The following is a 24,457-nucleotide window of genomic DNA, read 5'->3' on the forward strand; positions in this document are numbered from 1 at the left end:
GAACCTTGTTCGCAACGAAGCGCACCAAGGCAAACCGAAACAGACAGGAGAACCACATGACGCCCGAACAGATCACCCTCATCCAGCAGAGCTTCGCCAAGGTCGCGCCGATTTCGGAAGCTGCCTCCGCGTTGTTCTACGACCGCCTGTTCGAGGTGGCGCCGTCCGTGCGCGCGATGTTCCCTGAAGACATGACCGAGCAGCGCAAGAAGCTGATGGGCATGCTCGCCGCCGTCGTCAGCGGCCTGTCGAACCTGGAGACGATTCTTCCCGCGGCCTCCGCGCTCGCCAAGCGTCACGTCGCCTACGGCGCAATGGCCGAACACTATCCCGTGGTCGGTGCGACGCTGTTGTGGACGCTGGAGAAGGGGCTTGGCGAAGCCTGGACGCCCGAATTGGCAAAGGCCTGGACCGACGCTTACGGCGTGCTGTCCGGCTACATGATGTCCGAGGCCTATGGCGCACAGCCGCAGGCCGCTGAATAGGAGATGCCTCGTGAGTGAACCGCTGGTCATCGTCGGTAACGGTATGGCGGCCGCGCGTCTGGTCGACGAGCTCGCCAAGACCTCGCTCGGCCGCTATGCGGTCGCGGTGATCGGCGAAGAGCCGCGGCTCGCTTACAATCGCGTGCTGCTCTCCTCCGTGCTGGCCGGCGAGACCGGCTCGCACGAGATCGAACTGCGGCCGGCCGACTGGTGGCGCCATCGCGGCGTCACGGTCCGCTATGGCTATCGCGTCACCGAGATCGACACCGGCCGCCGCGAGCTCAAGATCGAGGGCGAGGAGAGCATGGAGTATTCCAAGCTCGTGCTCGCCACCGGATCGACGCCGCTGCGGCTCAATTTGCCGGGCGCCGATCTCGCCGGCGTGCACACTTTTCGCGATACGCGCGACGTCGACCTTTTGCTGACGCTGGCCGCTGCGAAGAAGCGTGTCGTCGTGGTTGGCGGTGGCCTGCTCGGGCTTGAGGCAGCTTACGGCCTTGCCAAGGCCGGCGCGCCGGTGACGCTGCTGCATCTGATGGACCGGCTGATGGAGCGTCAGCTCGATGGGCCGGCCGCCGACCTGCTCAAGACGCTGGTCGAGCGCAAGGGCATCCGCATCCTGCTCAATGCCTCGACCGCCCGCATCCAGGGCGATGGTCATGTCGAGGCCGTCGAGCTTGCCGATGGCAGCCGCATCGAGGCCGACGCCGTGATCTTCGCCGCCGGCATCAAGCCAAACGTCGCGCTCGCGAAAGACGCCGGCATCGCGGTCAACCGCGGCATCGTCGTCAACGACGAGATGCAGACGGCCTCGCCCGACATCTTCGCGCTCGGCGAATGCGCCGAGCATCGCGGCACCTGCTATGGCCTGGTCGAGCCGGCCTATGAACAGGCGCGGGTGCTGGCACGCCATCTCGCCGGCAAGCCCGCCGCCTATCAGGGCAGCGTGGTCTCGACCAATCTGAAGGTCTCCGGCGTCAGCGTGTTTTCTGCCGGCGACTTCATGGGCGGCGAGGGCAGCGAGAGCCTGGTGCTGACCGACCGCAGGCGCGGCACCTACAAGAAGCTCGTGATCGCCGACGGCCGGCTCACCGGCGCGGTGTTGATCGGCGATACCGTCGATGCGCTCTGGTATCTCGAGCTGATCCGCAATCGCGACAAGGTGGCGGCGATCCGACCCGACATGATGTTCGGCCGCGCGCTCGCGCTTCCTTCGAAAGCAGCTTGATATGACGGCGATCGATCCCACGCTCCGCGCCACCAAGACGACCTGTCCCTATTGCGGCGTCGGCTGCGGCGTGCTTGCAACGCCGGACGGCAAGGGCGGTGCGGCGATCGCGGGCGATCCTGACCATCCCGCCAATTTCGGCCGGCTGTGCTCGAAAGGCTCTGCGCTCGGCGAGACCGTCGGGCTGGAAAGCCGTCTGCTCTATCCGATGATCCGATGCAAGGGCGTGCTCGAACGCGTCGCCTGGAGCGATGCGCTCGACCATGTCGCGCACCGCATGCAGCACATCGTGGCGCGCGACGGCGCGGACGCGGTCGCGTTCTATCTCTCCGGCCAGCTCCTCACCGAAGACTATTATGTCGCCAACAAGCTGATGAAGGGCTTTGTCGGCACGGCCAATGTCGATACCAATTCGCGGCTATGCATGTCGTCGTCGGTCGCCGGCCATCGCCGCGCCTTCGGCGCCGACACCGTGCCCGGCTGCTATGAGGATCTCGACCAGGCCGATCTGCTGGTCTTCGTCGGCTCGAACGCGGCCTGGTGCCATCCCGTGCTGTTCCAGCGGATGCTGAAGAACCGTGGGGAGCGCGGCGCGCGCATGATCGTGATCGATCCGCGCCGTACCGACACGGCTGAAGACGTCGATTTGTTCCTCGGCCTCAAGCCTGGCACCGACACCGCGCTGTTCTCCGGACTGTTCGCCCATCTCGCCGACAATGGTGCGCTTGATCAGAACTACATCGCGAACAACACGTCGGGCTTCGACGACGCGCTGGCGCGAGCGCGCAGCATCGCCGGCAGCGTCGCTGCGACGGCGCTCGCGACGGGCCTCTCCGAGCAGGACGTCACCACCTTCTTCAAGATGTTCCGCGCCACCGAGAAGGTTGTCACGCTCTATTCGCAGGGCGTCAATCAGTCGGCGCAGGGCACCGACAAGGTCAACGCGATCCTGAACTGCCATCTCGCCACGGGGCGCATCGGCAAGCCGGGCGCCTCGCCGTTCTCGCTCACCGGCCAACCCAACGCGATGGGCGGCCGCGAGGTCGGCGGCCTCGCCAACATGCTTGCGGCGCATATGGGCTTCACGCCGCCGGACATCGATCGTGTCAGGCGGTTCTGGAAGGCGCCGCGCATCGCAACCCACGAGGGGTTGAAGGCGGTGCAGCTGTTCGAAGCCATCAATCGCGGCGAGGTCAAGGCGCTCTGGGTGATGGGTACCAACCCCGCGGTGTCGCTGCCCGATGCGGACTTCGTGCGCGAGGCGTTGAAGAAGCTCGAGCTGTTCGTGGTCTCCGAGAACGTGCTGTCCAACGACACCGTCGATGCCGGCCCGCATGTGCTGTTGCCGGCGCTCGCCTGGGGCGAGAAGTCGGGCACCGTGACCAATTCCGAGCGCCGCATCTCGCGCCAGCGCTCGTTCCTGCCGGCGCCGGGCGAGGCGCGCCCCGATTGGTGGATCCTCAGCGAGACCGCCAAGCGCCTCGGCTTCGGCGACAGTTTCAACTACGAATCCGCCGCCGAGATCTTCCGCGAGCATGCTGCGCTCTCGGCGTTCGAAAACGACGGTAGCCGCGATTTCGACATCGGCGCGCTGACCTCGCTGTCCGACGACGCCTTCGATGCCTTGAAGCCGGTGCAGTGGCCGGTGCGCGAAGGCGAGGCGTCGAGCGAGCGTTTCTTTGCGAAGGGCGGCTTCTTCACCAATGACGGCAAGGGCCGCTTCGTTGCGCCGGAGGTACCATCGCTGCGCGGCGAGACCGGTGCCTCGCGTCCCCTCAGGCTCAACACCGGACGCATCCGCGACCAATGGCACACCATGACGCGCACGGGACTCAGCCAGCGGCTGGGCGCGCATCTGCCAGAGCCCTTCGTCGAGATCCATCCTGATGATGCCGGCAAATACGGCATCGTTCACGACGGCTTTGCCCGCGTGACCACCGATTACGGTCAGTGCATCCTGAAGGTCGTCGTCAGTGACGGCACTCAGCGTGGCACATTGTTCGCGCCGATCCATTGGAGCGCGATGAATACCTCGCACGGCCGCGTCGGCGCGCTGGTGCAATCCTTCACCGATCCGTTCTCGGGGCAGCCGGAATCCAAGGCGACGCCGGCCGCGATCGCGCCTTATGAATTCGTCTTCCGCGGCTTTGCGCTGTCGCGAAGGCAGCTCGATCTGCCGCCGAACCTGTTGTGGACCCGCGTCACGGTCACCGGCGGCTTTGGCTATCTCTTTGCCGACAACGCGGACCTCTCGCGTTGGCCGGCCTGGGTCGAGAGCGTCGCCGGCGAGGACGTCGCCGACTATCGCGACTTCGGCGGCGGGATCTATCGTGCGGCGTCGTTCGCGGGCGATCGCATCGACACCTGCCTGTTCGTCGGCCCTGGGCATGATGCCGGAGACTGGGAGGTGGTGAAGAGCCTGTTCGTGGCCGACCTGGTCACCGACGATCAGCGCCGCATGCTGCTGTCAGGCAAGTCCAGCGAAGGCGCCGCCTCGACCGGCCCGATTGTCTGCGCCTGCTTCGGTGTCGGCCGCGGCACCATCTGCGACACCATCGCGGCCGGTGCGCGTACGGCTGCTGAGATCGGCGCGAAGCTCAAGGCCGGCACCAACTGCGGCTCCTGCATCCCGGAGCTGAAGCGCCTGATTGCAACGACGGAAGTGGCGCCGGTGAAGCAGGCGAAGGTCGCGGGGGCGGTGGGGTAGGCCTCGTGCCCCGGACGCAGCGCACCGCGTAGCGGTGCGCTGCAGAGCCGGGGCCCATCTAGCAGCGAGTGTTTGGCCTTTCTGGGTCCCGGCTCTGCGCAGCAGCGTTTCACGCTGCAGCGCGCCCGGGACGCGAGGGTGGCGTGGACGCAGCCATTCCCCCGGCCCAATCGACGGGCCCTCGATTGTGCCCTATGGTGCTGCGGCTTCCCCCCTCAGCAATCCATAACAACCATGATGTACCTGGAAACGCCGCCGCGCCTGATCGAGACGAGGCTTTTCTCCGCGATGCCCGAAAAGTTCCGCCGCAGGGGCGTGCGGACCGATTGGGCTGATGCCAACCGGCCGAATGTGCCGACCGACAGCTTCATCGAAGGACCGTCTTTCGACAGCGACGGCAATCTCTACATCGTCGACATTCCCTTCGGCCGCATCTTTCGTATCGCGCCTGATGGCGAATGGTCGCTCGTGATCGAATATGAGGGATGGCCGAACGGGCTGAAGATCGCATCTGATGGGCGCATCCTGGTGGCCGACTACAGGCACGGCATCATGGAGCTCGACCCCAAGGCCGGTCGCATCAAGCCCGTCCTGACCGCGCGCAATTCAGAATCCTTCCGCGGCTGCAACGACCTGCATCTTGCTTCCAACGGCGACATCTATTTCACCGATCAGGGCCAGACCGGCCTGCACGACCCCAGCGGTCGCGTGTATCGTCTCGCGTCGAATGGTCGGCTCGATTGCCTGATCGATACCGGCATCAGCCCGAATGGCCTGGTGCTCGATCTCACCGAAACCGTACTGTTCGTCGCGATGACGCGCGACAACGCGGTGTGGCGGTTGCCGTTCATGAAGGACGGCAGTGTATCCAAGGTCGGCCGCTTCTGCTCGCTGTTCGGCACCAGCGGTCCCGATGGCTTGACCATGGACGCCAAGGGCCGCCTTTTCGTCGGCCACGCTTCGCTCGGCCACGTCTTCGTGTTCGCCCCGAACGGGGAATTGCTCGCGCGGATCAAGTCGTGCGCGGGGCCGAATTGCACCAATGTCGCAATCGGTGGCGAAAGCGGGAATCGGCTCTATATCACGGAGTCGTCGACCGGCAGCGTGCTGGTTGCGGATATCGGCGGACTGTGAGCTCTAACATGAACACAAAATTCTTCGGCAAAGCCGGCGCCAAAGTCTCCGTCATCGGGCAGGGCACCTGGTATCTCGACCACGGCGACCGCAAGCGCGCGATTACGGCGCTTCAGCGCGGGCTCGATCTCGGCATGACCCACATCGACACCGCCGAGATGTATGGCGATGCCGAGCTCGTCATTGCGGACGCGATCGCGGGCCGCCGCGATGAAGTGTTTCTCGTTTCCAAAGTGTTGCCGAGCAACGCGTCGCGCCGCGGCACCATCACCGCCTGCGAGCGTTCGCTGAAGCGGCTGAAGACGGATCATCTCGATTGCTATCTCCTGCACTGGCGCGGTTCCTATCCGCTCGAAGACACCGTCGCCGCGTTCGAGGAGCTGGTGAAATCAGGCAAGATCAAATCCTGGGGCGTCTCCAATTTCGATGCTGATGATCTCGACGAAATTCTCGACGTCTCCGGCGAGGATCGCATTGCCTGCAATCAGGTGCTTTATCATCTGAAGGAACGCGCGATCGAGCATGCGGTGATCCCCTGGTGCGAGCGGCATGGTGTCGCCGTGGTCGCCTATTCCCCGTTCGGTCATGACGATTTCCCGGACGCGCGCAGCAAGGGCGGTGCCGTGCTGGCGCGCATTGCGGAGGCGCGTCGCGTGACGCCGCGTCAAGTCGCACTCGGCTTCCTCACCCGTGCGACTACGGTGTTCGCGATCCCGAAGGCCTCGTCTGCCGAACATGCCGGCGAGAATGCGGCCGCCGGTGATCTCGTGCTGACGAAAGACGAGATTACGGCGTTAGATGCGGCGTTTCCGCGCGGTCCGAAGCCGCGCAGCCTGCCCATGCTGTAATGCACAAACGCCCATTATTAACGGAGCATTGACGCGCGCGGCGGCTCGCGCATATCGGCATCCTGTTTTCGGAAGTTGTGAATGCGGCGCATTTGTCGTTTTTTACAACCGTTCTCGATTCGCTTTTTCCCGGGTTCCAGCCGTGACACCGCCGCCCGCCGCAGCCGCAAGGCTCGACAGTATCCCCATGCCCGTGCCGGAGAAGAAGCAGACGGCTCGCCGCGCGCCCGCGCGTGTCGACCATCCCTTCAAGGGCATTGCACTGGTGCTGTTGTCGACGGTGTTTCTCGGCACCTCCGACGTCACTGCGAAATATCTCTCGACCAGCCTGCCGTCGATCGAGATCACCTGGATCCGCTTCGTCACGTTCGCGCTGATGTTCACGCCGGTGATGCTGCCGGGCTCTCCGCTCCATGCGATGCGCACCGAGCGGCTCGGACTGCAGCTGATGCGCGGTGCCGCGCTGCTCGGCTCCTCGCTGTTCTTCATCACCGGCCTGCGGTTCCTTCCCATCGCGGAGGCCTCGGCGACCGGCTTCGTCTCGCCGCTGTTCGTCACCGCGCTCTCGATCGTCTTCCTCAGCGAGACGGTGGGCATGCGACGCTGGATCGCGACCGCGATCGGCCTGACGGGCGTGCTGATCATCCTGCGGCCCGGCTCGAGCGCGTTTCACGCCGCCGCGTTCTTCCCGATCGTCTCTGCGTTCTGCTGGGCCGCCGCGCTGATCCTGACGCGGATGATGAGCGGGCGTGAAGCCGTGCTCACCACGATGGCGTATTCCGCGCTCACGGGCGTTGCGATCCTTTCCGTGATGGTGCCGTTCGTCTGGGTTACGCCGACCTGGACCGCGATCGGGCTCGGCATCGTGATCGGCGTCGCCTCGACCGTCGGCCAGTGGATCATCGTGCTGGCCTATCGCTACGGCGATGCCTCGGTGCTGGCGCCGTTCTCCTACACCCAGCTGCTGTGGGTCAGCATTCTCGGCTTCTTCATCTTCGGCGAGGTCCCCGATCTCTGGACGGTCGTCGGCGCAGCCTTCATCGTCGCCAGCGGTCTCTACATCGCCCATCGCGAGCGTATCCGCCGCGCCCAGCTGCTGGTGCTGGAAGAGCGTTCCCCGAACCCCTGACGCAAGTTTGCGCATGCTGTCATGTGCTATCAACGGCTCCAACAATACGGGAGGAGCCGGATGCGCGCTGCGATTTTCAGGAACGGTGAGATCGTCGTCGACAGGATGGCCGAGCCGAAGCCGGGCCCGGGCCAGGTGCTGGTCAAGACGCTCGCCTGCGGCATCTGCGGCTCCGACCTGCATGCGCGCCAGCATGCACCACGGATGGTGGAGATGGCCAGGAAGACCGGTCGCACGCCGATGGATCTGTCGCGTGACGTCGTGTTCGGTCACGAATTCTGCTGCGAGATCGTCGACTACGGCCCCGGCACGGAACGCAAGTTCAAGCCGGGGACGCATGTCTGCTCGCTGCCCGCGCTGGTGACGCCGGAAGGCATCAAGGGGATCGGCTACTCCAACGACTTCGTCGGCGGCTATGCGGAGCAGATGGTTCTGAGCGAGCCGCTCCTGCTCGAAGTGCCCAACGGTCTTGCGCCGGAACATGCGGCGTTGACCGAGCCGCTCGCCGTCGGCGTTCACGCCGTGGCAAAGGCCGACATCCGGGGTGGCGAGGTGCCGCTCGTCATCGGTTGCGGCCCCGTCGGGCTCGCGGTGATCGCGGCGCTGAAGATCAAGGGGCTGCACCCCATCGTCGCCGCCGACTATTCGCCGGCGCGGCGCGCGCTCGCGGCAAAGCTCGGCGCCGATATCGTCGTCGATCCCAGGGTGTCGCAGCCCTATGCGACCTGGGCCGAGCACGCGCAGATGTCGGACGCCGAGAAGGCGGCGAGGCCACCGTTCCAGGCCATGCTGCCGGCGCTGAAGCCCGCGATCATCTTCGAATGCGTCGGCGTGCCCGGGCTGCTGCAGCAGGGTTTCGAAGGCGCACCGCGCGATGCCAGGATCGTCGTGGTCGGCGTCTGCATGGAGACCGACAAGAGCGAGCCCATGCTCGGCATCATGAAGGAGCTCAACGTCCAATACGTGCTCGGCTACACTCCGGAGGAGTTCGGCGCGTCACTTCGGCTGATCGCGGAAGGGCAGGTGGATGCGGCGGCGATGGTCACGGCCGAGGTCGGCATCGACGGCGTCGCCAGGGCCTTCGCCGATCTCGCCAACCCGGAAGTGCACACCAAGATCATCGTGCAGCCGTGGCGGTGACGGTCTCGTAGTATGGGCAAAGGCGCAAAGCGCCGTGCCCACCATGCATCCGCGTTCCTGGTGAGATTGGTGGGCACGCTTCCGCCGTCGCTCTTCGAGCTATGGCGGACAAGCCGCTTTGCCCACCCTACGAAACCTTTCTCAATACTTCGCCGGCACGTACATCTCCGCCGGAATGGGCCCGCGGTGATAGTCGGGGTTGCGGACACGCGGCGGTAGCACCACCGGCACGCGGCTGACCTCCTGGTATGGCATCTGGCTCAGCAGATGCGCGATGCAGTTGAGGCGCGCGCGCTTCTTGTCCACCGCGTCGACGATCCACCACGGTGAATCCGGAAGGTGCGTATGCTCGAGCATGGTCTCCTTGGCCTTGGTGTAGAGCTCCCAGCGGCTGCGGGCCTCGACGTCCATCGGGCTCAGCTTCCACTGCTTCAAGGGATCCTTGATGCGCATGGTGAAGCGGAACTGCTGCTCGTCGTCGGTGATCGAGAACCAGTATTTGACCAAAATGATGCCGGAGCGGATCAGCATCCGCTCGAACTCCGGCACCGTCTGGAAGAATTCCTGGTATTGCTCGTCGCTGCAGAAGCCCATCACGCGCTCGACGCCGGCGCGGTTGTACCAGCTGCGGTCGAACAGCACGATCTCGCCGCCCGCGGGCAGATGCGACACATAGCGCTGGAAATACCATTGCGTGCGCTCGCGCTCGCTCGGCGCGGGGAGAGCCGCGACGCGGCAGATGCGCGGATTGAGGCGCTGGGTGATGCGCTTGATCACGCCGCCCTTGCCGGCGGAGTCGCGGCCCTCGAACAGCACCACGACCTTCTTCTTCTCGCTCTGGACCCAGTCCTGGAGCTTGACCAGTTCGCCCTGGAGCCGCAGCAACTCCCGGAAATAGAGCTTGCGGTCGACCGCCGGGCCCAGCGTATCGGTCTCCTCCAGGAGCTCGTCGAGACGCGCATCGTCGAGCTCCATCTCCAGCTCTTCGTCGAGATCGTCGGTCATTTCCCGAATAATGCGCTCGCGTTTGGCCATTTCAGGGGTGCGGTCGGATGCGGTCATGGGTCCTTCTCTCGGCTCGGGTGCCAGTCGCCGAGGACCATCGGTGGCGTCTATTGCACCCATGTGACAGCCGCCGCTATCACACCGGTAGCGCGATCGAATACTTCACCTGGCTCAGCGCAAAGCTCGACTCGATCGAGGCGATGCCGTCGAGCCGGGTCAGCTTGGTTTTGAGGAAGGTCTCGTAGGAGGCGAGGTCGGCCGCCACCACGCGCAGGAGATAGTCGCGGTTGCCGGTCATCAGATAGCATTCCAGCACCTCGTCCCATTTCGAGATCGCGCGGGCAAAGCGGTTGAGATCCTCCTCCTTCTGCCGCGCCAGCTTGATCGAGATGAAGACGCTGACATGCAGGCCGAGCGCCTTCTGGTCCACGGTCGCGACGTAGCGGCTGATGACGCCGCGCTCCTCCAACAGCTTGACCCGGCGATGGCAGGGCGAGACCGAGAGCCCGACCTTGTCGGCGAGTTCCTGCATGGTCATCCGGCTGTCGGCCTGAAGCAGCGCGAGGATCTTTCGGTCGATGGCGTCTAGCTCTGGCATTGGGATGAAACCTGCATATTTTGGAGAATTATTAGTATGCTATCCCAATATCATCAGGTATTGCGCGAAAAATTGAGAAGTTTGGCGCCCCTCGCAGGCGTATCATCGCCCCACCTGTTTTCCGGGAGCTTTTGCCATGCCCGTCGATACCGCCCGCCTCGACACCTTGACCGCGCTGAGCCGCAAGGCGCTGTGGCTGTCATCCTGGACCATCCACCACGCCAACCACATCCGCCCCAATGCCGACGGGTTGAAGGTCGGGGGACATCAGGCCTCGTCCGCCTCGCTCGCCACCATCATGTCGGCGCTGTATTTCCATGTGCTGCGCCCTGAGGATCGCGTCGCGGTGAAGCCGCATGCGAGCCCGGTGTTCCACGCCATTCAGTATTTGTTCGGCCGGCAGAGCCGCGAGAAGCTGGAGAACTTTCGCGGCTTCAAGGGCGCGCAATCCTATCCCTCGCGCACCAAGGACGTCGACGACGTCGATTTCTCCACCGGCTCGGTCGGCCTCGGCGTCGCGCAGACGCTGTTTGCCTCGCTGGTGCAGGATTACGTCAAGGCGCATGGCTGGATGAAGGATCGCCGCGAGGGGCGGATGATTGCGCTGGTCGGCGACGCCGAGATGGACGAGGGCAATATCTGGGAGGCGCTCGCCGAGGGCTGGAAGCACGGCCTGCGCAACACCTGGTGGGTGGTCGACTACAACAGGCAGTCGCTCGATGCCGTCGTGCGGGAAGGGCTCTGGGAAAAGTTCGAGACCATGTTCCGTAATTTCGGCTGGGACGTGGTCATCGTGAAATACGGTCGCCTGATGCGCGAGGCCTTCGCCGAGCCCGGCGGCGAGGCTCTTAAGGCTTGGATCGACAATTGCCCGAATGCGCTTTACGCCGCGCTGTGCTTCCAGGGCGGCGCAGCGTTCCGAAAACATCTGCACGACGAGATCGGCGACCAGGGGCCGATCACGAAACTGATCGACAGCCGCAGTGACGAGGAATTGCTGGCGCTGATGTCGAACCTCGGCGGCCACGACATGGCGAGCATGCTGGACGCCTTCGAATCCATCGATCACGATCGCCCGGTCTGCTTCATCGCCTACACCATCAAGGGCGTCGGCCTGCCGTTCCAGGGCCACAAGGACAACCACGCCGGCCTGATGACGGTCGCGCAGATGGAGAAATATCGCGACAGCCAGAACATCCGGCCCGGGCATGAATGGGAGAAGTATGAAGGCCTCGCGCAATCCGCCGCCGAGCTCGATGCCTTCCTCGCGCGCGTGCCGTTCAACCAGGACGGCCGCCGCCTGAGCGCACCGGTCGTCGAGGTGCCCCAGCAGCTCGCCTTCAAGCCGTCGCCGCAGATGTCGACCCAGCAGGGCTTTGGTCTCGTCTTGAACGAGATCGCGCGCAGCGACAGCGAATTGGCGAGGCGCATCGTCACGACCTCGCCCGACGTCACGGTCTCGACCAATCTCGGTCCGTGGGTGAATCGCCGCGGCCTGTTCGCGCGCGCCGAAAAGGCGGATTTATTCCGCAGCGAGAAAATTCCGTCCACGTTCAACTGGGACTTTTCACCCAAGGGCCAGCATCTCGAGCTTGGGATTGCCGAGATGAACCTGTTCATCATGCTCTCGGCGCTCGGGCTGTCGCACCAGATCAACGGCGAGCGGCTGCTGCCGGTCGGCACGCTCTACGATCCCTTCATCGAGCGCGGGCTCGATGCGCTGAACTACGCCTGCTACCAGGATGCGCGCTTCATGGTGGCGGCGACGCCGTCAGGCATCACGCTCGCGCCCGAGGGCGGCGCGCACCAGTCGATCGCAACGCCCCTGATCGGCATGGCACAGGACGGGCTCGCCTCGTTCGAGCCGGCTTTCGTCGACGAACTCGCCGTGATCATGGCTTTCGGTTTTGAGCACATGCAGCGCGAAGCGGGCGAGGGCGGCTCGGTGTACTTGCGGCTGTCGACGCGCAGCATCGAGCAGGCCCAGCGCATCATGACGTCGGAGCTTACGCAGGGCATCACCGACGGCGCCTATTGGCTGCGCAAGCCGGGCCCCAATGCCGAAGTCGTGATCGCCTATACCGGCGCGGTGGCGCCGGAAGCGATCGAGGCGACGGGCTTCGTCGGCGAGAGCCGGCGCGATATCGGCCTGCTCGCGATCACCTCGGCGGACCGCTTGCATGCGGGTTGGACCGCCGCGCGGAAATTGCGGCGCGACCGCCGCGGCGTGCAGCATCTCAGCCACATCGAGAAATTGCTGGCGCCGCTGCCGCGCGACTGCGGCATCGTGACCGTGATCGACGGCCATCCGTCAGCGCTCGGCTGGCTCGGTAGCGTCCGCGGCCACCGCGTCGAGGCGCTCGGCGTCGAGCAGTTCGGCCAGACCGGCACGATCGCTGACCTGTATCGACACTACGGCATCGATGCCAACGCAATCATCGATGCGGCCGAAAGCCTCACCACCGGCGCGCCGGTGCTGCATCGAAAGATGGCGGTGTAGTCGAGGTAACCGGCTGCATGGGCCCCGGCTCTGCAGCGCCCCGCTGAAGTAGCGCTGCGCTGCGTCCGGGGCACGAGCCTGGTTAGACGCGCTCCAATCGCGTGTCCCGGACGAGGCGCGACATGAAATGTCGCGACGCTGAGCCGGGACCCAGGCCGCTTGCTTCGCTTCAAATCGCGTCCCATATTCCGCGCGTCCGCCGCAACGCTGGCCCCGCATATGGCGGGTTCAATTGTCGGCGCTTTCGTGCAAGGATGCCTGCCGAAACGCCCCCACCATGCCCCCAAGAAGAGGTTAACGATGGTCAATCGCATGCAATTCTACATCGACGGCGCCTGGGTCGATCCCGCCGTCAAGAAGTTCACCGCCGTGGTCAATCCCGCGACGGAAGAGGCGATGTACGAGGTTGCGCTGGGCTCCAAGGCCGACGTGGACAAGGCGGTTGCCGCCGCCAAGCGCGCCTTTGTAACCTTCTCCCAGACCAGCCGTGAAGAGCGTGTCGCGCTGCTCACCAAGGTCATCGAGATCTACAAGGGCCGCCTCAAGGAGATCGGCGCCGCCGTGTCCGACGAGATGGGCGCGCCGCTGCCGATGGCCGAGAAGCTCCAGGCCGGCGCCGGCCTCGGCCATCTCATGACCACGCTCGACGTGCTCAAGAATTACCATTTCGAGGAGCCGGTCGGCACCGCCATGGTGCTGCGCGAGCCGATCGGCGTGGTCGGCATGATCACGCCCTGGAACTGGCCGCTCAACCAGATCGCCTGCAAGGTCGCACCCGCGCTCGCCGCCGGCTGCACCATGATCCTGAAGCCGTCGGAGTTCACCCCGACCTCGGCGCTGATCTTCGCGGAGATCCTCCATGAAGCCGGCGTGCCCAAGGGCGTGTTCAACCTCGTCAACGGCCTCGGCCCCGAGGTCGGCGCCGCCATGAGCGAGCACCCCGACATCGACATGATCTCCTTCACCGGCTCGACTCGCGCCGGCATCGATGTGGCGAAGCGCGCGGCACCGACGGTGAAGCGCGTCAGCCAGGAGCTCGGCGGCAAGTCGCCGAACGTCATCCTCGAAGGCGCCGACCTCACGAAGGCGGTGACCGGCGGCGTGATGCACATGTTCAACAACTCTGGCCAGTCCTGCAACGCGCCCTCGCGCATGATCGTGCCGCTGTCCAAGATGAAGGACGTCGCCGCGATCGCGAAGGCCGTCGCCGACAAGACCAAGGCCGGTGATCCCCGCGCCGAAGGCACCACCATCGGCCCGGTCGTCAACCGCGGCCAGTGGGACAAGATCCAGGGCTTGATCAAGAAGGGCATCGACGAGGGCGCAACGCTCGTCGCCGGCGGCCCGGGCCTGCCCGAAGGCGTCAACAAGGGCTTCTATGTCCGTCCGACCATCTTCGCCGACGTCACCCCCGACATGACGATCGCCCGTGAAGAGATCTTCGGACCGGTGCTGACCATCATCGGCGCCAAGGACGAAGCGGAAGCCGTGCACATCGCCAACGACACGCCCTATGGCCTCGCCGGCTACGTCACGGGTGCCTCGGTCGAAGACGCCAAGCGCGTCGGCCGCCAGATCCGCGCCGGCAACGTCAACCTCCAGGGCGTGCCCAACGACCGCACCGCGCCGTTCGGCGGCTACAAGCAGTCGGGCAACGGCCGCGAGTGGGGCAAGTACGGCCTCGAGGATTTCCTCGAAGTGAAGGCCGTCGCCGGCTTCAACGCGGCGTAAGCTTTTTCGCCTGAACGAATGACGCCGGAGCGGGAAACCGCTCCGGCGTTTTCTATTCGTAGCCCGCATGGAGCGAAGCGTAATGCGGGAACGGTCCCCGGATTACGCTTCGCTCCATCCGGGCTACAGGGCGGTGCGAAGCACCTATCCCCCAACCGCGCCTTGCGTATTCACATACAGCGCGTAGATCGACTGGCTCGCCGCCATGAACAGGCGGTTGCGCTTGACGCCGCCGAAGCAGAGATTGGCGCAGCGCTCGGGCAGCGCGATGCGCCCGATCATCACGCCGTCGGGCGCGAACACCACGACGCCGTCGAGTTCGGGATCGCCCATGCCCCAGCCGCACCAGAGATTGCCGTCGATGTCGACGCGGAAACCGTCGGGCGTGCCGGGGCCGGCATCGACGAAGACGCGCTTGTTCGAAAGCTTATCGCCGGAAGGCGAGACGTCATAGGCGAGAATTTTGCGGGTCGGCACGCCGCGGGATTCGATGAGGTAGAGGATTTTCTCGTCCGGCGAGAAGGCGAGCCCATTCGGCCCGAGCACACCCTCGGCCACGACGGTGGCTTTGCGGGTCTCCGGGTCGAGCCGGTAGACGTTCATGTCGATCTCGGGCTCGGCTTTGTAACCCTCGTAATTGCCGAGCAGGCCGAAGGTCGGGTCGGTGAACCAGATCGAGCCGTCCGATTTAACAACGACATCGTTGGGCGAGTTCAACCGCTTGCCGTTGAATTGATCCATCAGCACGGTGATGCTGCCGTCATACTCGGTGCGCGTCACGCGCCGGCCGCCATGCTCGCAGGTAACGAGCCGGCCCTGCCGGTCGCGCGTGTTGCCATTGGCGAAATTGGAAGGCTTGCGGAACACCGAGACCGCGCCCGTCTCTTCCTCCCATTTGATGATGCGCTGGTTCGGGATGTCGCTGCACAAGAGATAGCGCCCGTCGCCGAACCACACCGGACCCTCGGCCCAGCGCAGGCCGGTCGCGAGCCGCTCCACCGCCGACAGTTTCAGCCAGTATTTTTCGAAGCGGGGATCGAGCGCCTTGATCGCGGAGTCGGGGTAATAGGTCGCCGGCCGCCAGCCCGGCCGTTCCTGGGTGTGGGACGATGCCTCATTCATGTCGGTTCTCTCGTTTCGTTCCCTCTGGACAATCCTGCTATCATTAGGGACACGTGACGGCAAATCGGTCACCAACGGTGAGGGAAGACATGCCGCGTATTTTGATGACGGGAGCTTCGGGCGGAATCGGCACGAGCCTGCGAAAACTGCTGCCGCCGATCTATCCGGATCTTCTGCTCTCCGACATCAAGCCGCCTGTCGATCTCAGTGCGAACGAAAAATTCAAGGCGGCGGACCTCGCCGATCTCGCGCAATGCGAGGCGATCTGCGAAGGCGTCGACGGCATCATCCATTTCGGCGGCTATTCGGTCGAAGGCACCTGGGATCAGATCCTCCAGGCCAACATCATCGGCGGCTACAATCTGTTCGAGGCCGCCTACCGCAAGGGCGTCAAGCGCGTCGTGTTCGCCTCCTCGAACCACGCCGTCGGCTTCTATCCGCGCCACCACAAGATCGGCACCGACGTCACTCCGCGCCCCGACGGCCGCTACGGCGTCAGCAAGGTGTTCGGCGAAGCCGTCGGCGCGCTCTATGCCGACAAGCACGGGCTGAAGGTGACGTGCCTGCGCATCGGCAATTTCGGCGACATGCCGCTCGACCAGCGCCGGCTCGCGATCTGGCTGAAGCCCGACGACCTCGTGCAGCTCTGCCGCATCGGGCTCGAGCATCCCGACATCCATTTCGAAATCTTCTACGGCGCCTCCCTCAACGAGCGAGCCTGGTGGGACAACAGCCGCGCCTACGAATTCGGCTATCGCCCCACGGGCCGCGCCGAAGATTTCCGCGAGCACGCGATGGCCGAGCAGGCCAAGCTGAAGCCGGATCCGGTCGGCGACTATTTCCAGGGCGGCACGTTCTGCAGCATGGAGTTCGATGCCGACGCGAGCCGGATTATCGATTGGAATAAGCGCTGACGCCTGACGCGCACGCAGGTGCGCTCCCTCGCTCCGTTCTTACGGGGAGAGGGTTGGGGTGAGGGGCGTTTCCGCGAGGACGGTGAAGTCGGGGCGCAGTACTCGACACCGTCATTGCGAGCGCAGCGACGCACTCCAGCGTCTTTCCGCGGCGGGATACTGGATTGCTTCGCTACGCTCGCAATGACGTGTTGAAGGAATGATGCCCGTCAGCAAGCATGTGACTCGCGGCGACCGCCATTGATCCAGATCAACCTCACCGCGGACATCATCCGGCTTTCGTTTCGTGCGATCGGAATTGAGAGCCACGACAATGAGAATCAAATTGTCAGCCGTCGCGATGATCGCGACGATCGTATCAGGCCCCGCGCAAGCTGCAGCGCTCACCGATGCCGAGGCGACGTTCCTAGACCAGCTGGTCATCGCCTCCGTGGTGCTCGAGCAGCGGTGCGACGGTTACGAGGTTGATGGCAGCAGCAGCGTTCAGCTCGGCGCCCGATTGCTCGGCAGTCCGGATGCGGCGATGGCCATGATCGACGCCTATGCTGCGGCCATCAAGGCCCGCGATGGTGAGAGCTACGATCCCCGCAAATTCCGTCCCGAGGTGTCCGATGCGGCCCGCAAAACCTTCAGGCGCGTCCGCACAGATCTGATCAGAAACCCGAAAAGGGCTTGCGCCGATTATGGCGAGGCGAGCATAGATCGCGGGCTACTGAGGCGGTACTGAATATTCGTGTGGCGTCACACGCTAGCGTCGCGTCTCCCCTCCAATCCTCGCCAGATAATCCTTCTTGCTGAACTGCATGTGATCCACGCACAGCTGCGCCAGCGCCCAGCTGTCGCGCCCCATCAGCAGCTCGATCATCATCTCGTGCTGGCGCCGCGATTGCGCGAGCCCTTCGCGGTCGGCGAGGTTCTTGGCGCGCATCGGCAATGTCAGGTTCATGTAGTCCTGCAGCGAGCGCACCAGATAGGGATTGCCGCAGGCCGAGAACAGCGCGAGGTGGAAGGCGTCGTTGGCCTCGTGGATGCCGCGCAGATCCCGCAAATCGGCCTTCGCGCAATATTGCCGTTGCAGGGCGGAGAGCTCGTCGATCAGGGCTTGCGGCGCGGGCAGGGGGATCATCAGCGCGGCCTGCCGGGTCAGCATCTCCCTGACCTCGTAGATCTGTCGGACCTCCTCGGCCGAATAGAACCGCACGGTCGCGCCGACATTCTTCTCGCGGCGGACGATGCCGCGGCGCTCGGCATCCACCAGCGCCTGACGCACGAAGTGGCGGGAGGTGCCGTAGCGCGACATCAGCGCGTCCTCGGTGAGGCGCGCGGCGGGCGCGAGGCGGCCGAAGATGATGTCCTCCTCCAGCCGCGCGACGACGTCGTCCGGATCGTCGTGCCGGACCGGCATGCTGTCTGCGGTGCGAATGTCGGACATGCCCTCGGTCTCCCGGCGTCTGGCCGGCCCGCCCTGTGGAGCAGGGAAGTGGCAGATTGTCAATAATTCGAGACGAAGAGGCGGCCATTCGGCGGAAAATGCGACCATATGGACCAAGCTTATTGACAATCGAGGGGCGGGCTGTACCACAATGGCAACTGAAGGAGTGCCATGATGACGAGTGGTTTGCGCAAGGGTCTGACGAGCTATGGCGATGCCGGCTTCTCGCTGTTCCTGCGCAAGGCGTTCATCAAGGCCATGGGCTATTCCGACGACGCGCTGGAGCGCCCGATCGTCGGCATCACCAACACCTACAGCGACTACAATCCCTGCCACGGCAACGTCCCGCAGATCATCGAGGCCGCCAAGCGCGGCGTGATGCTGTCGGGCGCGATGCCGTTCGTGTTCCCGACCATCTCGATCGCCGAGAGCTTTGCGCATCCGACCTCGATGTATTTGCGCAACCTGATGGCGATGGACACCGAGGAGATGATCCGGGCCCAGCCGATGGATTCGGTGATCGTGATCGGCGGCTGCGACAAGACGCTTCCGGCGCAGGTGATGGCGGCGATCAGCGCCGACCTGCCGACCGTGGTCATTCCGGTCGGGCCGATGGTGGTCGGCCATCACAAGGGCGAGGTGCTGGGCGCCTGCACCGATTGCCGCCGTCTCTGGGGCAAGTATCGGGCCGGCGAAATCGACGATGTCGAAATCGAAGCAGTGAACGGCCGCCTCGCGCCGTCGGTCGGCACCTGCATGGTGATGGGCACGGCGTCCACCATGGCCTGCATGATCGAAGCCATGGGCCTGTCGCTTCCGATGAGCGCGACGATCCCGGCACCGCATGCCGAACGTTTCCGACTTGCGGAAGCGAGCGGCAGGGTTGCCGCCGAGATGGCCAAGACCAAGGGACCGAAGCCGAGCGAGCTCTTGACGCCGGCATCTTTCAAGAATGCGCAGGTCGTGCTCCAGGCGATTGGCGGCTCCACCAACGGCCTGATCCATCTGACTGCGATGGCGCATCGCTCGCCGCATCGGCTCGATCTCGAAGTGTTCGACCAGATCGGCCGCGAGGTGCCGGTGCTGGTCGACCTCAAGCCGTCGGGCGAGCACTATATGGAGCACTTCCATCACGCCGGCGGCGTGCCGAAGCTGTTGGCGCAGCTTGGCGACCTCGTCGATCTCGACGCCAAGACGATCTCAGGCCAGACGCTGCGCGATGTCGTCGCCGATGCGGAGGACGTGCCTGGTCAGGACGCGATCCGCTCGCGCGACAATCCGATCAAGAGGGAAGGCGGCCTTGCCGTCCTGCACGGCAATCTCGCGCCGCGCGGGGCCGTCATCAAGCAATCGGCCGCGAGCCCCAAGCTGTTGAAGCATACCGGCCGTGCCGTCGTGTTCGAATCCGTCGAGGACATGACCTTGCGCGTCGACGATCCCGATCTCGACGTCACCGCCGACGATGTGCTGGTGCTGCGCAATGCCGGCCCCAAGGGCGCGCCCGGCATGCCTGAGGCTGGCTATCTGCCGATCCCGAAGAAGCTCGCGCGCGGCGGCACCAAGGACATGGTGCGCATTTCGGATGCGCGCATGAGCGGCACCGCGTTCGGCACTATCGTTCTCCACATCACGCCGGAATCCGCCGTGGGCGGGCCGCTGGCACTGGTGAAGAACGGCGACATGATCAGCCTGGATGTGGCCAAGCGCAGCATCGAGCTGCTGGTCGATGCAGCCGAGCTGGAGCGCCGGCGCGCCGCGTTGAAGCCGGCGGCTGCGCTCGATGAAGCGCGGCGCGGCTATGCCTGGCTGTTCAACGAGACCATCATGCAGGCCGACGAGGGCTGCGACTTCGATTTCATGCAGAGGACTGGGAAGACGACTGAGAAGGGTTGATCGACCACTCGATCGAGCGCTCAGACCGCACAAGCGGCGGGCGATACAACAGGGGGAAACGATGATTGCACGATCCATGCCAGGATTCTTACATGGGTTGGCGGCTGTGGCTGCCGTGCTGTTCGTGACCGGGGCGGGGGCACAGGAGGTGAAGCATTATCGCTTCGCCTACGACCAGCCGCGCAACACCGGCTATTCCATCGCGGGTGACCTCTTTGCCGACAAGCTCAAGGAATTGAGCAAGGGCACCATGATCATCGACCAGTATCCCGGCGCGCAGCTCGGGCAGGAGCCGCAGGTGCTCCAGCTCGTCAAAGCCGGCGACGTCGAATTCGCGATCATCTCCTCCGCCAACACCGCGACGATCTCGCCGCAGGCCGGCGTGATGTCCCTGCACTTCCTGTTCCGCGACGAGAACCACGTGATCAAGGGGCTGGCCGATCCGAAAGTGTTCGAAGCGCTCAAGACCCTGATCGACGAGACCACGCAGGGCCTGCACGTGATCGCGACGGGATCGCAGGGCGTGCGCCACATGTACTCGAAGCGGGAAATCCACAACGTCGGCGACGTCAAGGGCCTGAAGGTCCGCGTGCAGGCGACCGCGACCGAGGACACCATGTTCCCGGCCTATGGCGCCCAGACCGTGCACATGCCGTTCGGCAGCGTCTACACCAGCCTGCAGACCGGCGTCGTCGACGTCGCCGAGAACAGCATCAACGTCTACCTCGTCAACAAGCACTACGAGGTCGCGCCGGTCCTCAACATCACCGAGCACGAGGCCAACAACGCGCTCGTGTTCATCTCGGACAAGCTCTGGCAGAGCCTCTCGGCCGAGCAGAAGGGCTGGGTGCAGACCGCAGCCAACGAGATCAGCACCAAGGAGCCGGCAAAGGCGTTCGAGCTCGAACGTACCGCGGCCGAGAAGTTGAAGAAGATGGGCGTGAAGATCGTCGACAACGTCGACAAGAAGACCTTCACGACGATTGCCGATCCCTATCTCGACAAGCTCGCCAAGGAGCTCGGTCCCCACGCCGAGAAGATCAAGGACTTGATCCGGTCGATCAACTAACGTGATGCCGGAAGACGGTGCGCTCCCTCTCCCGCTTGCGGGAGAGGGTAGGGGAGAGGGTGTCTCCGCGGAGTACCCCAATGAGGAGGCAGCCCTCACCCGGCGCTCCGCCATAGCCGAGGCTTAGCCTCGGCGTGTCCTAGAAGAAGGGCCGCCGTAGGCGGCCTATGCCTCTCCCGCAGGCGGGAGAGGTTCACTCAGCCAGCAGCCGCCGATTCGCACTAGGCCCGGGACGACGAGGACATTGATGGCCATCGCCGACAAACTGCTCGTGCAACGCCAGCGCCACCTGAAATGGCGCTGGCTCGACTGGCTCGAGCTCGCGCTGATGATCCTCTGCGGCGTGCTGTGCTTCGGGTTCTCGCTATCGGTGACCGCCGACATCGTGACGCGCACCATCGGTCATCCCTGGCTGTGGCTCCAGGAGGTGACCTCGACGCTGTTCATCTACGCGATCTTCGTCGGCACGGCGGCTGCGACCCGGCGCAACGACCACCTCTATCTCACCGCCATCTCAGAGGCCTTGCACGGCACCTCGCGCATGATCGTCGAAGTCATCATCCGCATCGTCGTGCTCGGGGTTGCGTTCTGCCTGATCTGGTACGGCTACCAGAACTATCTCCGCGGCTTCGGCAGCTTTCGCCTGCCGTCGGGAACACCGATCGCCTCGCTCTATGCAATCATCCCGCTGTCGGGCGTGCTGATCGGCCTGTTCACCATCGAGCAGCTGGTCAACGGCCTGCGCAACGGCTTTGATCATCCCGAGCCGCCTGAGGAAGATGGAACGCCCATCGTCACCGATGCGCAGGCGAGGGCGCAGCTATGAGCGCTCCTGTTGTCCTGGCGTTGATGACGGTCTGCTTCCTGTCGTTCGGCTATCTCGGCGTGCCGGTGCCGTTCTCGCTGATGGCCGGCGTCTTCATCGGCGCGATCCTGTCCGACGTCTCGCTCGCCGCCATCATCCAGAAGATCTTCGACGGCGTGGATTCCGAGGCGCTGCTGGCGATCCCGTTCTTCCTGCTGGTCGGTGAGCTCATGAGCTCGGCGAACGTGGTGGTGCGAATAGCCAACCTGTCGGTGTCGCTGGTCGGGCATATCAGGGGCGGACTGTCGCAGGTCGTGGTGGTCTTCAGCATGTTCTTCTCGGAAATGTCAGGCTCGACCACCGCCGACGTCGCCGTGATGAGCCGCGCGCTCGGCGGGCCGATGAAGCGCGAGGGCTACGAGCCCGCCTTCATCGCCGCCATCATCGCCTCGGCCTCGACCATTGCCGCACTGGTGCCGCCGAGCATCACCGCCGTGGTCTACGGCGCGGTCGGTAACGTCTCGATCGCCGGCCTGTTCATGGCGGGCGTCGTACCGGGCCTCATGATCGGCTTCGGCCTGATGATCTACTGCTACTTCTTCGGTCCCTCGGGCCTACGCAAGCCGCGCGCCCCGCTTCGGCAGGTGGTGTTCGCGGCTGGCGATGCGGCCCTGCCGCTGATGATCCCGGTGATCCTGTTAGGGGGCATTTTGACCGGCTGGTTCACGCCGACGGAGGCGGGCGTCGTTGCCGTGGTCTGGATCGTGCTCGTCGTGATCCCCGCGCTCAATCGAGGGCACATCAAGAATATCCCTTACGATTTCTGCATTGCCGGACTGATCTTCTCGCTGCCGCTGGTCACCATCGGCGCGGCCAATGCCTTCGGCTGGATGCTCGCTTATCTGCGGGGCGCGAGCTACATCGCCGACGTTATCACCTCGATGGCAGGTAACGATCCGCATCTGATCATGCTGCTGATGGTGCTGCTCTTCACCATCGTAGGCGACTTCATCGAGCCGGTGCCGACCATCATCATCTTCATGCCGCTGGTCAACACGCTGACGGAGGCGGGTGACATCAATAGCGTCCATATGGGCGTGGTGCTGATCGCCACGCTCGCCTTCGGCCTGATCACGCCGCCTTACGGGCTGGTGCTGCTAATGGCGTCGAAATTCGTCGGCATAAGTTTCGCGAAAGCGCTACGCGCTGCGTTGCCGATCTATCTGGTGTTCCTGGGGACGATCGCATTCGCGATCTACTTCCCGAGCGTGGTGCTGTGGCTGCCGCAGAAGGTGCTGCCGGAATCGGTCGGCTGCTTCAAGTCCCCGGCGGGGACGGGCTATATCTGTCCTAAGTAACGACTTGCTCGATCCGCCATTGCGCCTGCTCGCGCACGTAACGGAACGGCGTGCCATGGCTATTCTTGAAGTAGCTGCCGCATAGCGCGTTCGCCATGCCCTGCATCACAGCGTCGTGGCAGACGAACAGCAAGTTATCGTCGGGGTGACCGTCGAGCCAGGCCGAGACGCAAGCCAGCGACCGTTCCGTCATGGCGTCCCAGCTCTCGCCGTCGGCCGGCAGGATCGAGACGAGGCCCGTCGCCGACTTGACCCCATGCTTGATCATGAGGTCGCGAACGGGCAGGCCCTCGAAGCTTCCGAAGTCGAACTCGATGATGCCGTCGTCGATCGCCAGCGGCACCGAGATCGCGGCCGCGATGATCTCGGCCGTTCGTGCCGCGCGGGCCAAGGGACTTGCGACGATGCGGCTGATGTCGGCGCCGCGCAGCATGTCCACGGCCTCGTGCGCTTGCCGCAGGCCGTCCTCGTTCAGCGGATTGTCGGTCCGCCCCTGGAATCGTCCCTCGCGATTCCAGTCGGTCGCACCATGACGAAGGCCGTAGAACGTACGCGCTGGAGTCGTCACTTCGACTTGCTCGTGAACTTCTTCACGGCGGTGCGGAATTCTTCCGTGTTCATGGCCATGATGATCTTGTGCTCCTCGGCATCGAGCTGCTGCTTCACCGGCGTGGTGGCAGCCTGGTAGACCAGCTGTTTGGTGCCGGCGATCGCAGCCGGCGGGTTCTGCGCCAGACGCTCGGCGAGTTGTCGCGTGGCCGCCTTCAGTTCGGCGGCCGGAACCGTCTTGGCGACGAGGCCCCATTCATAGGCCTGGCGCGCAGTAAAGTTGTCCTCGGACAGGAAGATCTGCAGCGCCCGGCGGGAGCCGACTGTGCCGACGATGCCGACCGTCGAACCGCCGTCCGGCGACACTCCGATCTTGGCATAGGCGGGCGTGAACTTGGCGTCATCAGCGGCGATGCAGAGATCGGTGACGAAGGCGAGGCCCATGCCAGCGCCGGCGGCCGAGCCGTGGACGCTCGACAGCGAGATCTTTGGCATGCGTCTGACGATCTCGATGAAGGCGTGATAGTGCTTCAAGAGCTCGCCGACCACAGGTGTCACCGTGCCCGCTTCAGCGGCGGCACCAATCGTCTGCAGATCGCCGCCGGCCGAGAACGCACGGCCTTCGCCTTCGAGCACGACGACCCTGATGGGGTCAGCGGCTTCGATATAGGCCGCGAGCTGCTCGAGCTTCTGCGCGATCGCGAGGTTGATGGAGTTGAACGCGGCGGGACGGTTGAGCGTGATGGTCGCGATCGGGCCGTCGATTCGCAGCAGGGCGGGATCATCAGGCAGGGAGATGGGAGCTGGCAT

The 24,457-nt window shown here is 64.6% G+C and carries 21 protein-coding genes; 15 read left to right on the forward strand and 6 right to left on the reverse strand.

The window, feature by feature from the left end; translation table 11 throughout:
* Positions 1-56: 56 nt before the first annotated feature.
* From AABA84_RS30120 to AABA84_RS30150, 7 genes are all read left to right on the forward strand, one after another.
* The gene (locus AABA84_RS30120; RefSeq protein WP_212247951.1) at positions 57-485 is read left to right on the forward strand and encodes a globin family protein; all 429 of its coding nucleotides are present in this window, start codon (positions 57-59) and stop codon (positions 483-485) included.
* Between the two features lie 10 nt (positions 486-495).
* On the forward strand, positions 496-1,713 hold the full coding sequence (locus AABA84_RS30125) for an NAD(P)/FAD-dependent oxidoreductase (RefSeq protein ID WP_212247952.1): 1,218 nt from the start codon (positions 496-498) through the stop codon (positions 1,711-1,713).
* Between the two features lies 1 nt (position 1,714).
* Positions 1,715-4,420: a nitrate reductase gene (locus tag AABA84_RS30130; protein WP_212247953.1), complete on the forward strand. Its 2,706-nt coding sequence runs from the start codon at positions 1,715-1,717 to the stop codon at positions 4,418-4,420.
* Positions 4,421-4,657: 237 nt separating this feature from the next.
* On the forward strand, positions 4,658-5,554 hold the full coding sequence (locus AABA84_RS30135) for an SMP-30/gluconolactonase/LRE family protein (RefSeq protein WP_212248160.1): 897 nt from the start codon (positions 4,658-4,660) through the stop codon (positions 5,552-5,554).
* Between the two features lie 8 nt (positions 5,555-5,562).
* Complete coding sequence (locus AABA84_RS30140) at positions 5,563-6,402, forward strand: aldo/keto reductase (RefSeq protein WP_212247954.1); 840 nt, start codon at positions 5,563-5,565, stop codon at positions 6,400-6,402.
* A 187-nt stretch (positions 6,403-6,589) separates the two neighbouring features.
* On the forward strand, positions 6,590-7,531 hold the full coding sequence (locus tag AABA84_RS30145; RefSeq protein WP_212248169.1) for a DMT family transporter: 942 nt from the start codon (positions 6,590-6,592) through the stop codon (positions 7,529-7,531).
* 60 nt (positions 7,532-7,591) lie between these two features.
* Positions 7,592-8,671: a zinc-binding dehydrogenase gene (locus AABA84_RS30150; RefSeq protein ID WP_338313945.1), complete on the forward strand. Its 1,080-nt coding sequence runs from the start codon at positions 7,592-7,594 to the stop codon at positions 8,669-8,671.
* 141 nt (positions 8,672-8,812) lie between these two features.
* On the opposite strand, the gene ppk2 is transcribed toward AABA84_RS30150, so the two are convergent.
* Both ppk2 and AABA84_RS30160 read right to left on the reverse strand, forming a co-directional pair.
* On the reverse strand, positions 8,813-9,733 hold the full coding sequence (ppk2, locus tag AABA84_RS30155) for a polyphosphate kinase 2 (RefSeq protein ID WP_338313946.1): 921 nt from the start codon (positions 9,731-9,733) through the stop codon (positions 8,813-8,815).
* A gap of 79 nt (positions 9,734-9,812) precedes the next feature.
* Positions 9,813-10,274: an Lrp/AsnC family transcriptional regulator gene (locus tag AABA84_RS30160; RefSeq protein WP_212247960.1), complete on the reverse strand. Its 462-nt coding sequence runs from the start codon at positions 10,272-10,274 to the stop codon at positions 9,813-9,815.
* 136 nt (positions 10,275-10,410) lie between these two features.
* Between AABA84_RS30160 and AABA84_RS30165 the strand changes: the two genes are divergently transcribed.
* Positions 10,411-12,774 carry a transketolase gene (locus tag AABA84_RS30165; RefSeq protein WP_212247962.1) on the forward strand — a complete coding sequence of 788 codons (2,364 nt, stop codon included), beginning with the start codon at positions 10,411-10,413 and terminating at the stop codon, positions 12,772-12,774.
* Positions 12,775-13,074: 300 nt separating this feature from the next.
* On the forward strand, positions 13,075-14,505 hold the full coding sequence (locus AABA84_RS30170) for an aldehyde dehydrogenase family protein (RefSeq protein WP_338313947.1): 1,431 nt from the start codon (positions 13,075-13,077) through the stop codon (positions 14,503-14,505).
* 144 nt (positions 14,506-14,649) lie between these two features.
* Here the strand turns inward: AABA84_RS30170 and AABA84_RS30175 are convergent, their stop codons facing one another.
* Entirely contained in the window at positions 14,650-15,627 is a 978-nt protein-coding gene (locus AABA84_RS30175) for an SMP-30/gluconolactonase/LRE family protein (RefSeq protein ID WP_212247965.1), read from the reverse strand.
* 89 nt (positions 15,628-15,716) lie between these two features.
* Here AABA84_RS30175 and AABA84_RS30180 point away from each other — a divergent pair, with 89 nt between their 5' ends.
* A complete protein-coding gene (locus AABA84_RS30180) occupies positions 15,717-16,541 on the forward strand; it encodes an NAD-dependent epimerase/dehydratase family protein (RefSeq protein ID WP_212247968.1) in 825 nt (274 codons plus the stop codon).
* Between the two features lie 313 nt (positions 16,542-16,854).
* On the forward strand, positions 16,855-17,268 hold the full coding sequence (locus tag AABA84_RS30185) for a hypothetical protein (RefSeq protein ID WP_038947021.1): 414 nt from the start codon (positions 16,855-16,857) through the stop codon (positions 17,266-17,268).
* A gap of 21 nt (positions 17,269-17,289) precedes the next feature.
* Here AABA84_RS30185 and AABA84_RS30190 read toward each other — a convergent pair whose 3' ends face one another.
* Positions 17,290-17,973: a GntR family transcriptional regulator gene (locus tag AABA84_RS30190; protein WP_212247972.1), complete on the reverse strand. Its 684-nt coding sequence runs from the start codon at positions 17,971-17,973 to the stop codon at positions 17,290-17,292.
* A gap of 174 nt (positions 17,974-18,147) precedes the next feature.
* Here AABA84_RS30190 and AABA84_RS30195 point away from each other — a divergent pair, with 174 nt between their 5' ends.
* The 4 genes from AABA84_RS30195 to AABA84_RS30210 all read left to right on the forward strand — a co-directional run bounded on the left by AABA84_RS30195 (position 18,148) and on the right by AABA84_RS30210 (position 23,098).
* Positions 18,148-19,866 (forward strand): IlvD/Edd family dehydratase, encoded by a 1,719-nt coding sequence (locus tag AABA84_RS30195; RefSeq protein ID WP_338313948.1) that lies wholly within the window; start codon positions 18,148-18,150, stop codon positions 19,864-19,866.
* A 61-nt stretch (positions 19,867-19,927) separates the two neighbouring features.
* Positions 19,928-20,935 carry a TRAP transporter substrate-binding protein gene (locus tag AABA84_RS30200; protein WP_338313949.1) on the forward strand — a complete coding sequence of 336 codons (1,008 nt, stop codon included), beginning with the start codon at positions 19,928-19,930 and terminating at the stop codon, positions 20,933-20,935.
* A gap of 247 nt (positions 20,936-21,182) precedes the next feature.
* Entirely contained in the window at positions 21,183-21,761 is a 579-nt protein-coding gene (locus AABA84_RS30205; protein WP_038947025.1) for a TRAP transporter small permease, read from the forward strand.
* The gene (locus tag AABA84_RS30210) at positions 21,758-23,098 is read left to right on the forward strand and encodes a TRAP transporter large permease (RefSeq protein WP_038947027.1); all 1,341 of its coding nucleotides are present in this window, start codon (positions 21,758-21,760) and stop codon (positions 23,096-23,098) included. Before AABA84_RS30205 ends, AABA84_RS30210 begins: the two co-directional genes overlap by 4 nt.
* Here the strand turns inward: AABA84_RS30210 and AABA84_RS30215 are convergent.
* The gene (locus AABA84_RS30215; RefSeq protein WP_338313950.1) at positions 23,091-23,666 is read right to left on the reverse strand and encodes a histidine phosphatase family protein; all 576 of its coding nucleotides are present in this window, start codon (positions 23,664-23,666) and stop codon (positions 23,091-23,093) included. The genes AABA84_RS30210 and AABA84_RS30215 overlap by 8 nt on opposite strands.
* The gene (locus AABA84_RS30220; protein WP_338309127.1) at positions 23,663-24,457 is read right to left on the reverse strand and encodes an enoyl-CoA hydratase/isomerase family protein; all 795 of its coding nucleotides are present in this window, start codon (positions 24,455-24,457) and stop codon (positions 23,663-23,665) included. Before AABA84_RS30220 ends, AABA84_RS30215 begins: the two co-directional genes overlap by 4 nt.

The organism is Bradyrhizobium sp. TM239, from assembly GCF_036247985.1.
In the GTDB taxonomy this organism is placed as follows: Bacteria; Pseudomonadota; Alphaproteobacteria; order Rhizobiales; family Xanthobacteraceae; genus Bradyrhizobium; species Bradyrhizobium ottawaense.

What these genes read in the sequence shown, in the direction of transcription:
- AABA84_RS30120 (WP_212247951.1), top strand. Translation starts at nt 57, where the DNA reads ATGACGCCCGAACAGATCACCCTCATCCAGCAGAGCTTCGCCAAGGTC.
- AABA84_RS30130 (WP_212247953.1), top strand. Translation starts at nt 1,715, where the DNA reads ATGACGGCGATCGATCCCACGCTCCGCGCCACCAAGACGACCTGTCCC.
- AABA84_RS30135 (WP_212248160.1), top strand. Translation starts at nt 4,658, where the DNA reads ATGTACCTGGAAACGCCGCCGCGCCTGATCGAGACGAGGCTTTTCTCC.
- AABA84_RS30140 (WP_212247954.1), top strand. Translation starts at nt 5,563, where the DNA reads ATGAACACAAAATTCTTCGGCAAAGCCGGCGCCAAAGTCTCCGTCATC.
- AABA84_RS30145 (WP_212248169.1), top strand. Translation starts at nt 6,590, where the DNA reads ATGCCCGTGCCGGAGAAGAAGCAGACGGCTCGCCGCGCGCCCGCGCGT.
- AABA84_RS30150 (WP_338313945.1), top strand. Translation starts at nt 7,592, where the DNA reads ATGCGCGCTGCGATTTTCAGGAACGGTGAGATCGTCGTCGACAGGATG.
- ppk2 (WP_338313946.1), bottom strand. Translation starts at nt 9,733, where the DNA reads ATGACCGCATCCGACCGCACCCCTGAAATGGCCAAACGCGAGCGCATT.
- AABA84_RS30160 (WP_212247960.1), bottom strand. Translation starts at nt 10,274, where the DNA reads ATGCCAGAGCTAGACGCCATCGACCGAAAGATCCTCGCGCTGCTTCAG.
- AABA84_RS30165 (WP_212247962.1), top strand. Translation starts at nt 10,411, where the DNA reads ATGCCCGTCGATACCGCCCGCCTCGACACCTTGACCGCGCTGAGCCGC.
- AABA84_RS30170 (WP_338313947.1), top strand. Translation starts at nt 13,075, where the DNA reads ATGGTCAATCGCATGCAATTCTACATCGACGGCGCCTGGGTCGATCCC.
- AABA84_RS30175 (WP_212247965.1), bottom strand. Translation starts at nt 15,627, where the DNA reads ATGAATGAGGCATCGTCCCACACCCAGGAACGGCCGGGCTGGCGGCCG.
- AABA84_RS30180 (WP_212247968.1), top strand. Translation starts at nt 15,717, where the DNA reads ATGCCGCGTATTTTGATGACGGGAGCTTCGGGCGGAATCGGCACGAGC.
- AABA84_RS30185 (WP_038947021.1), top strand. Translation starts at nt 16,855, where the DNA reads ATGAGAATCAAATTGTCAGCCGTCGCGATGATCGCGACGATCGTATCA.
- AABA84_RS30190 (WP_212247972.1), bottom strand. Translation starts at nt 17,973, where the DNA reads ATGTCCGACATTCGCACCGCAGACAGCATGCCGGTCCGGCACGACGAT.
- AABA84_RS30195 (WP_338313948.1), top strand. Translation starts at nt 18,148, where the DNA reads ATGACGAGTGGTTTGCGCAAGGGTCTGACGAGCTATGGCGATGCCGGC.
- AABA84_RS30200 (WP_338313949.1), top strand. Translation starts at nt 19,928, where the DNA reads ATGATTGCACGATCCATGCCAGGATTCTTACATGGGTTGGCGGCTGTG.
- AABA84_RS30205 (WP_038947025.1), top strand. Translation starts at nt 21,183, where the DNA reads ATGGCCATCGCCGACAAACTGCTCGTGCAACGCCAGCGCCACCTGAAA.
- AABA84_RS30210 (WP_038947027.1), top strand. Translation starts at nt 21,758, where the DNA reads ATGAGCGCTCCTGTTGTCCTGGCGTTGATGACGGTCTGCTTCCTGTCG.
- AABA84_RS30220 (WP_338309127.1), bottom strand. Translation starts at nt 24,457, where the DNA reads ATGCCAGCTCCCATCTCCCTGCCTGATGATCCCGCCCTGCTGCGAATC.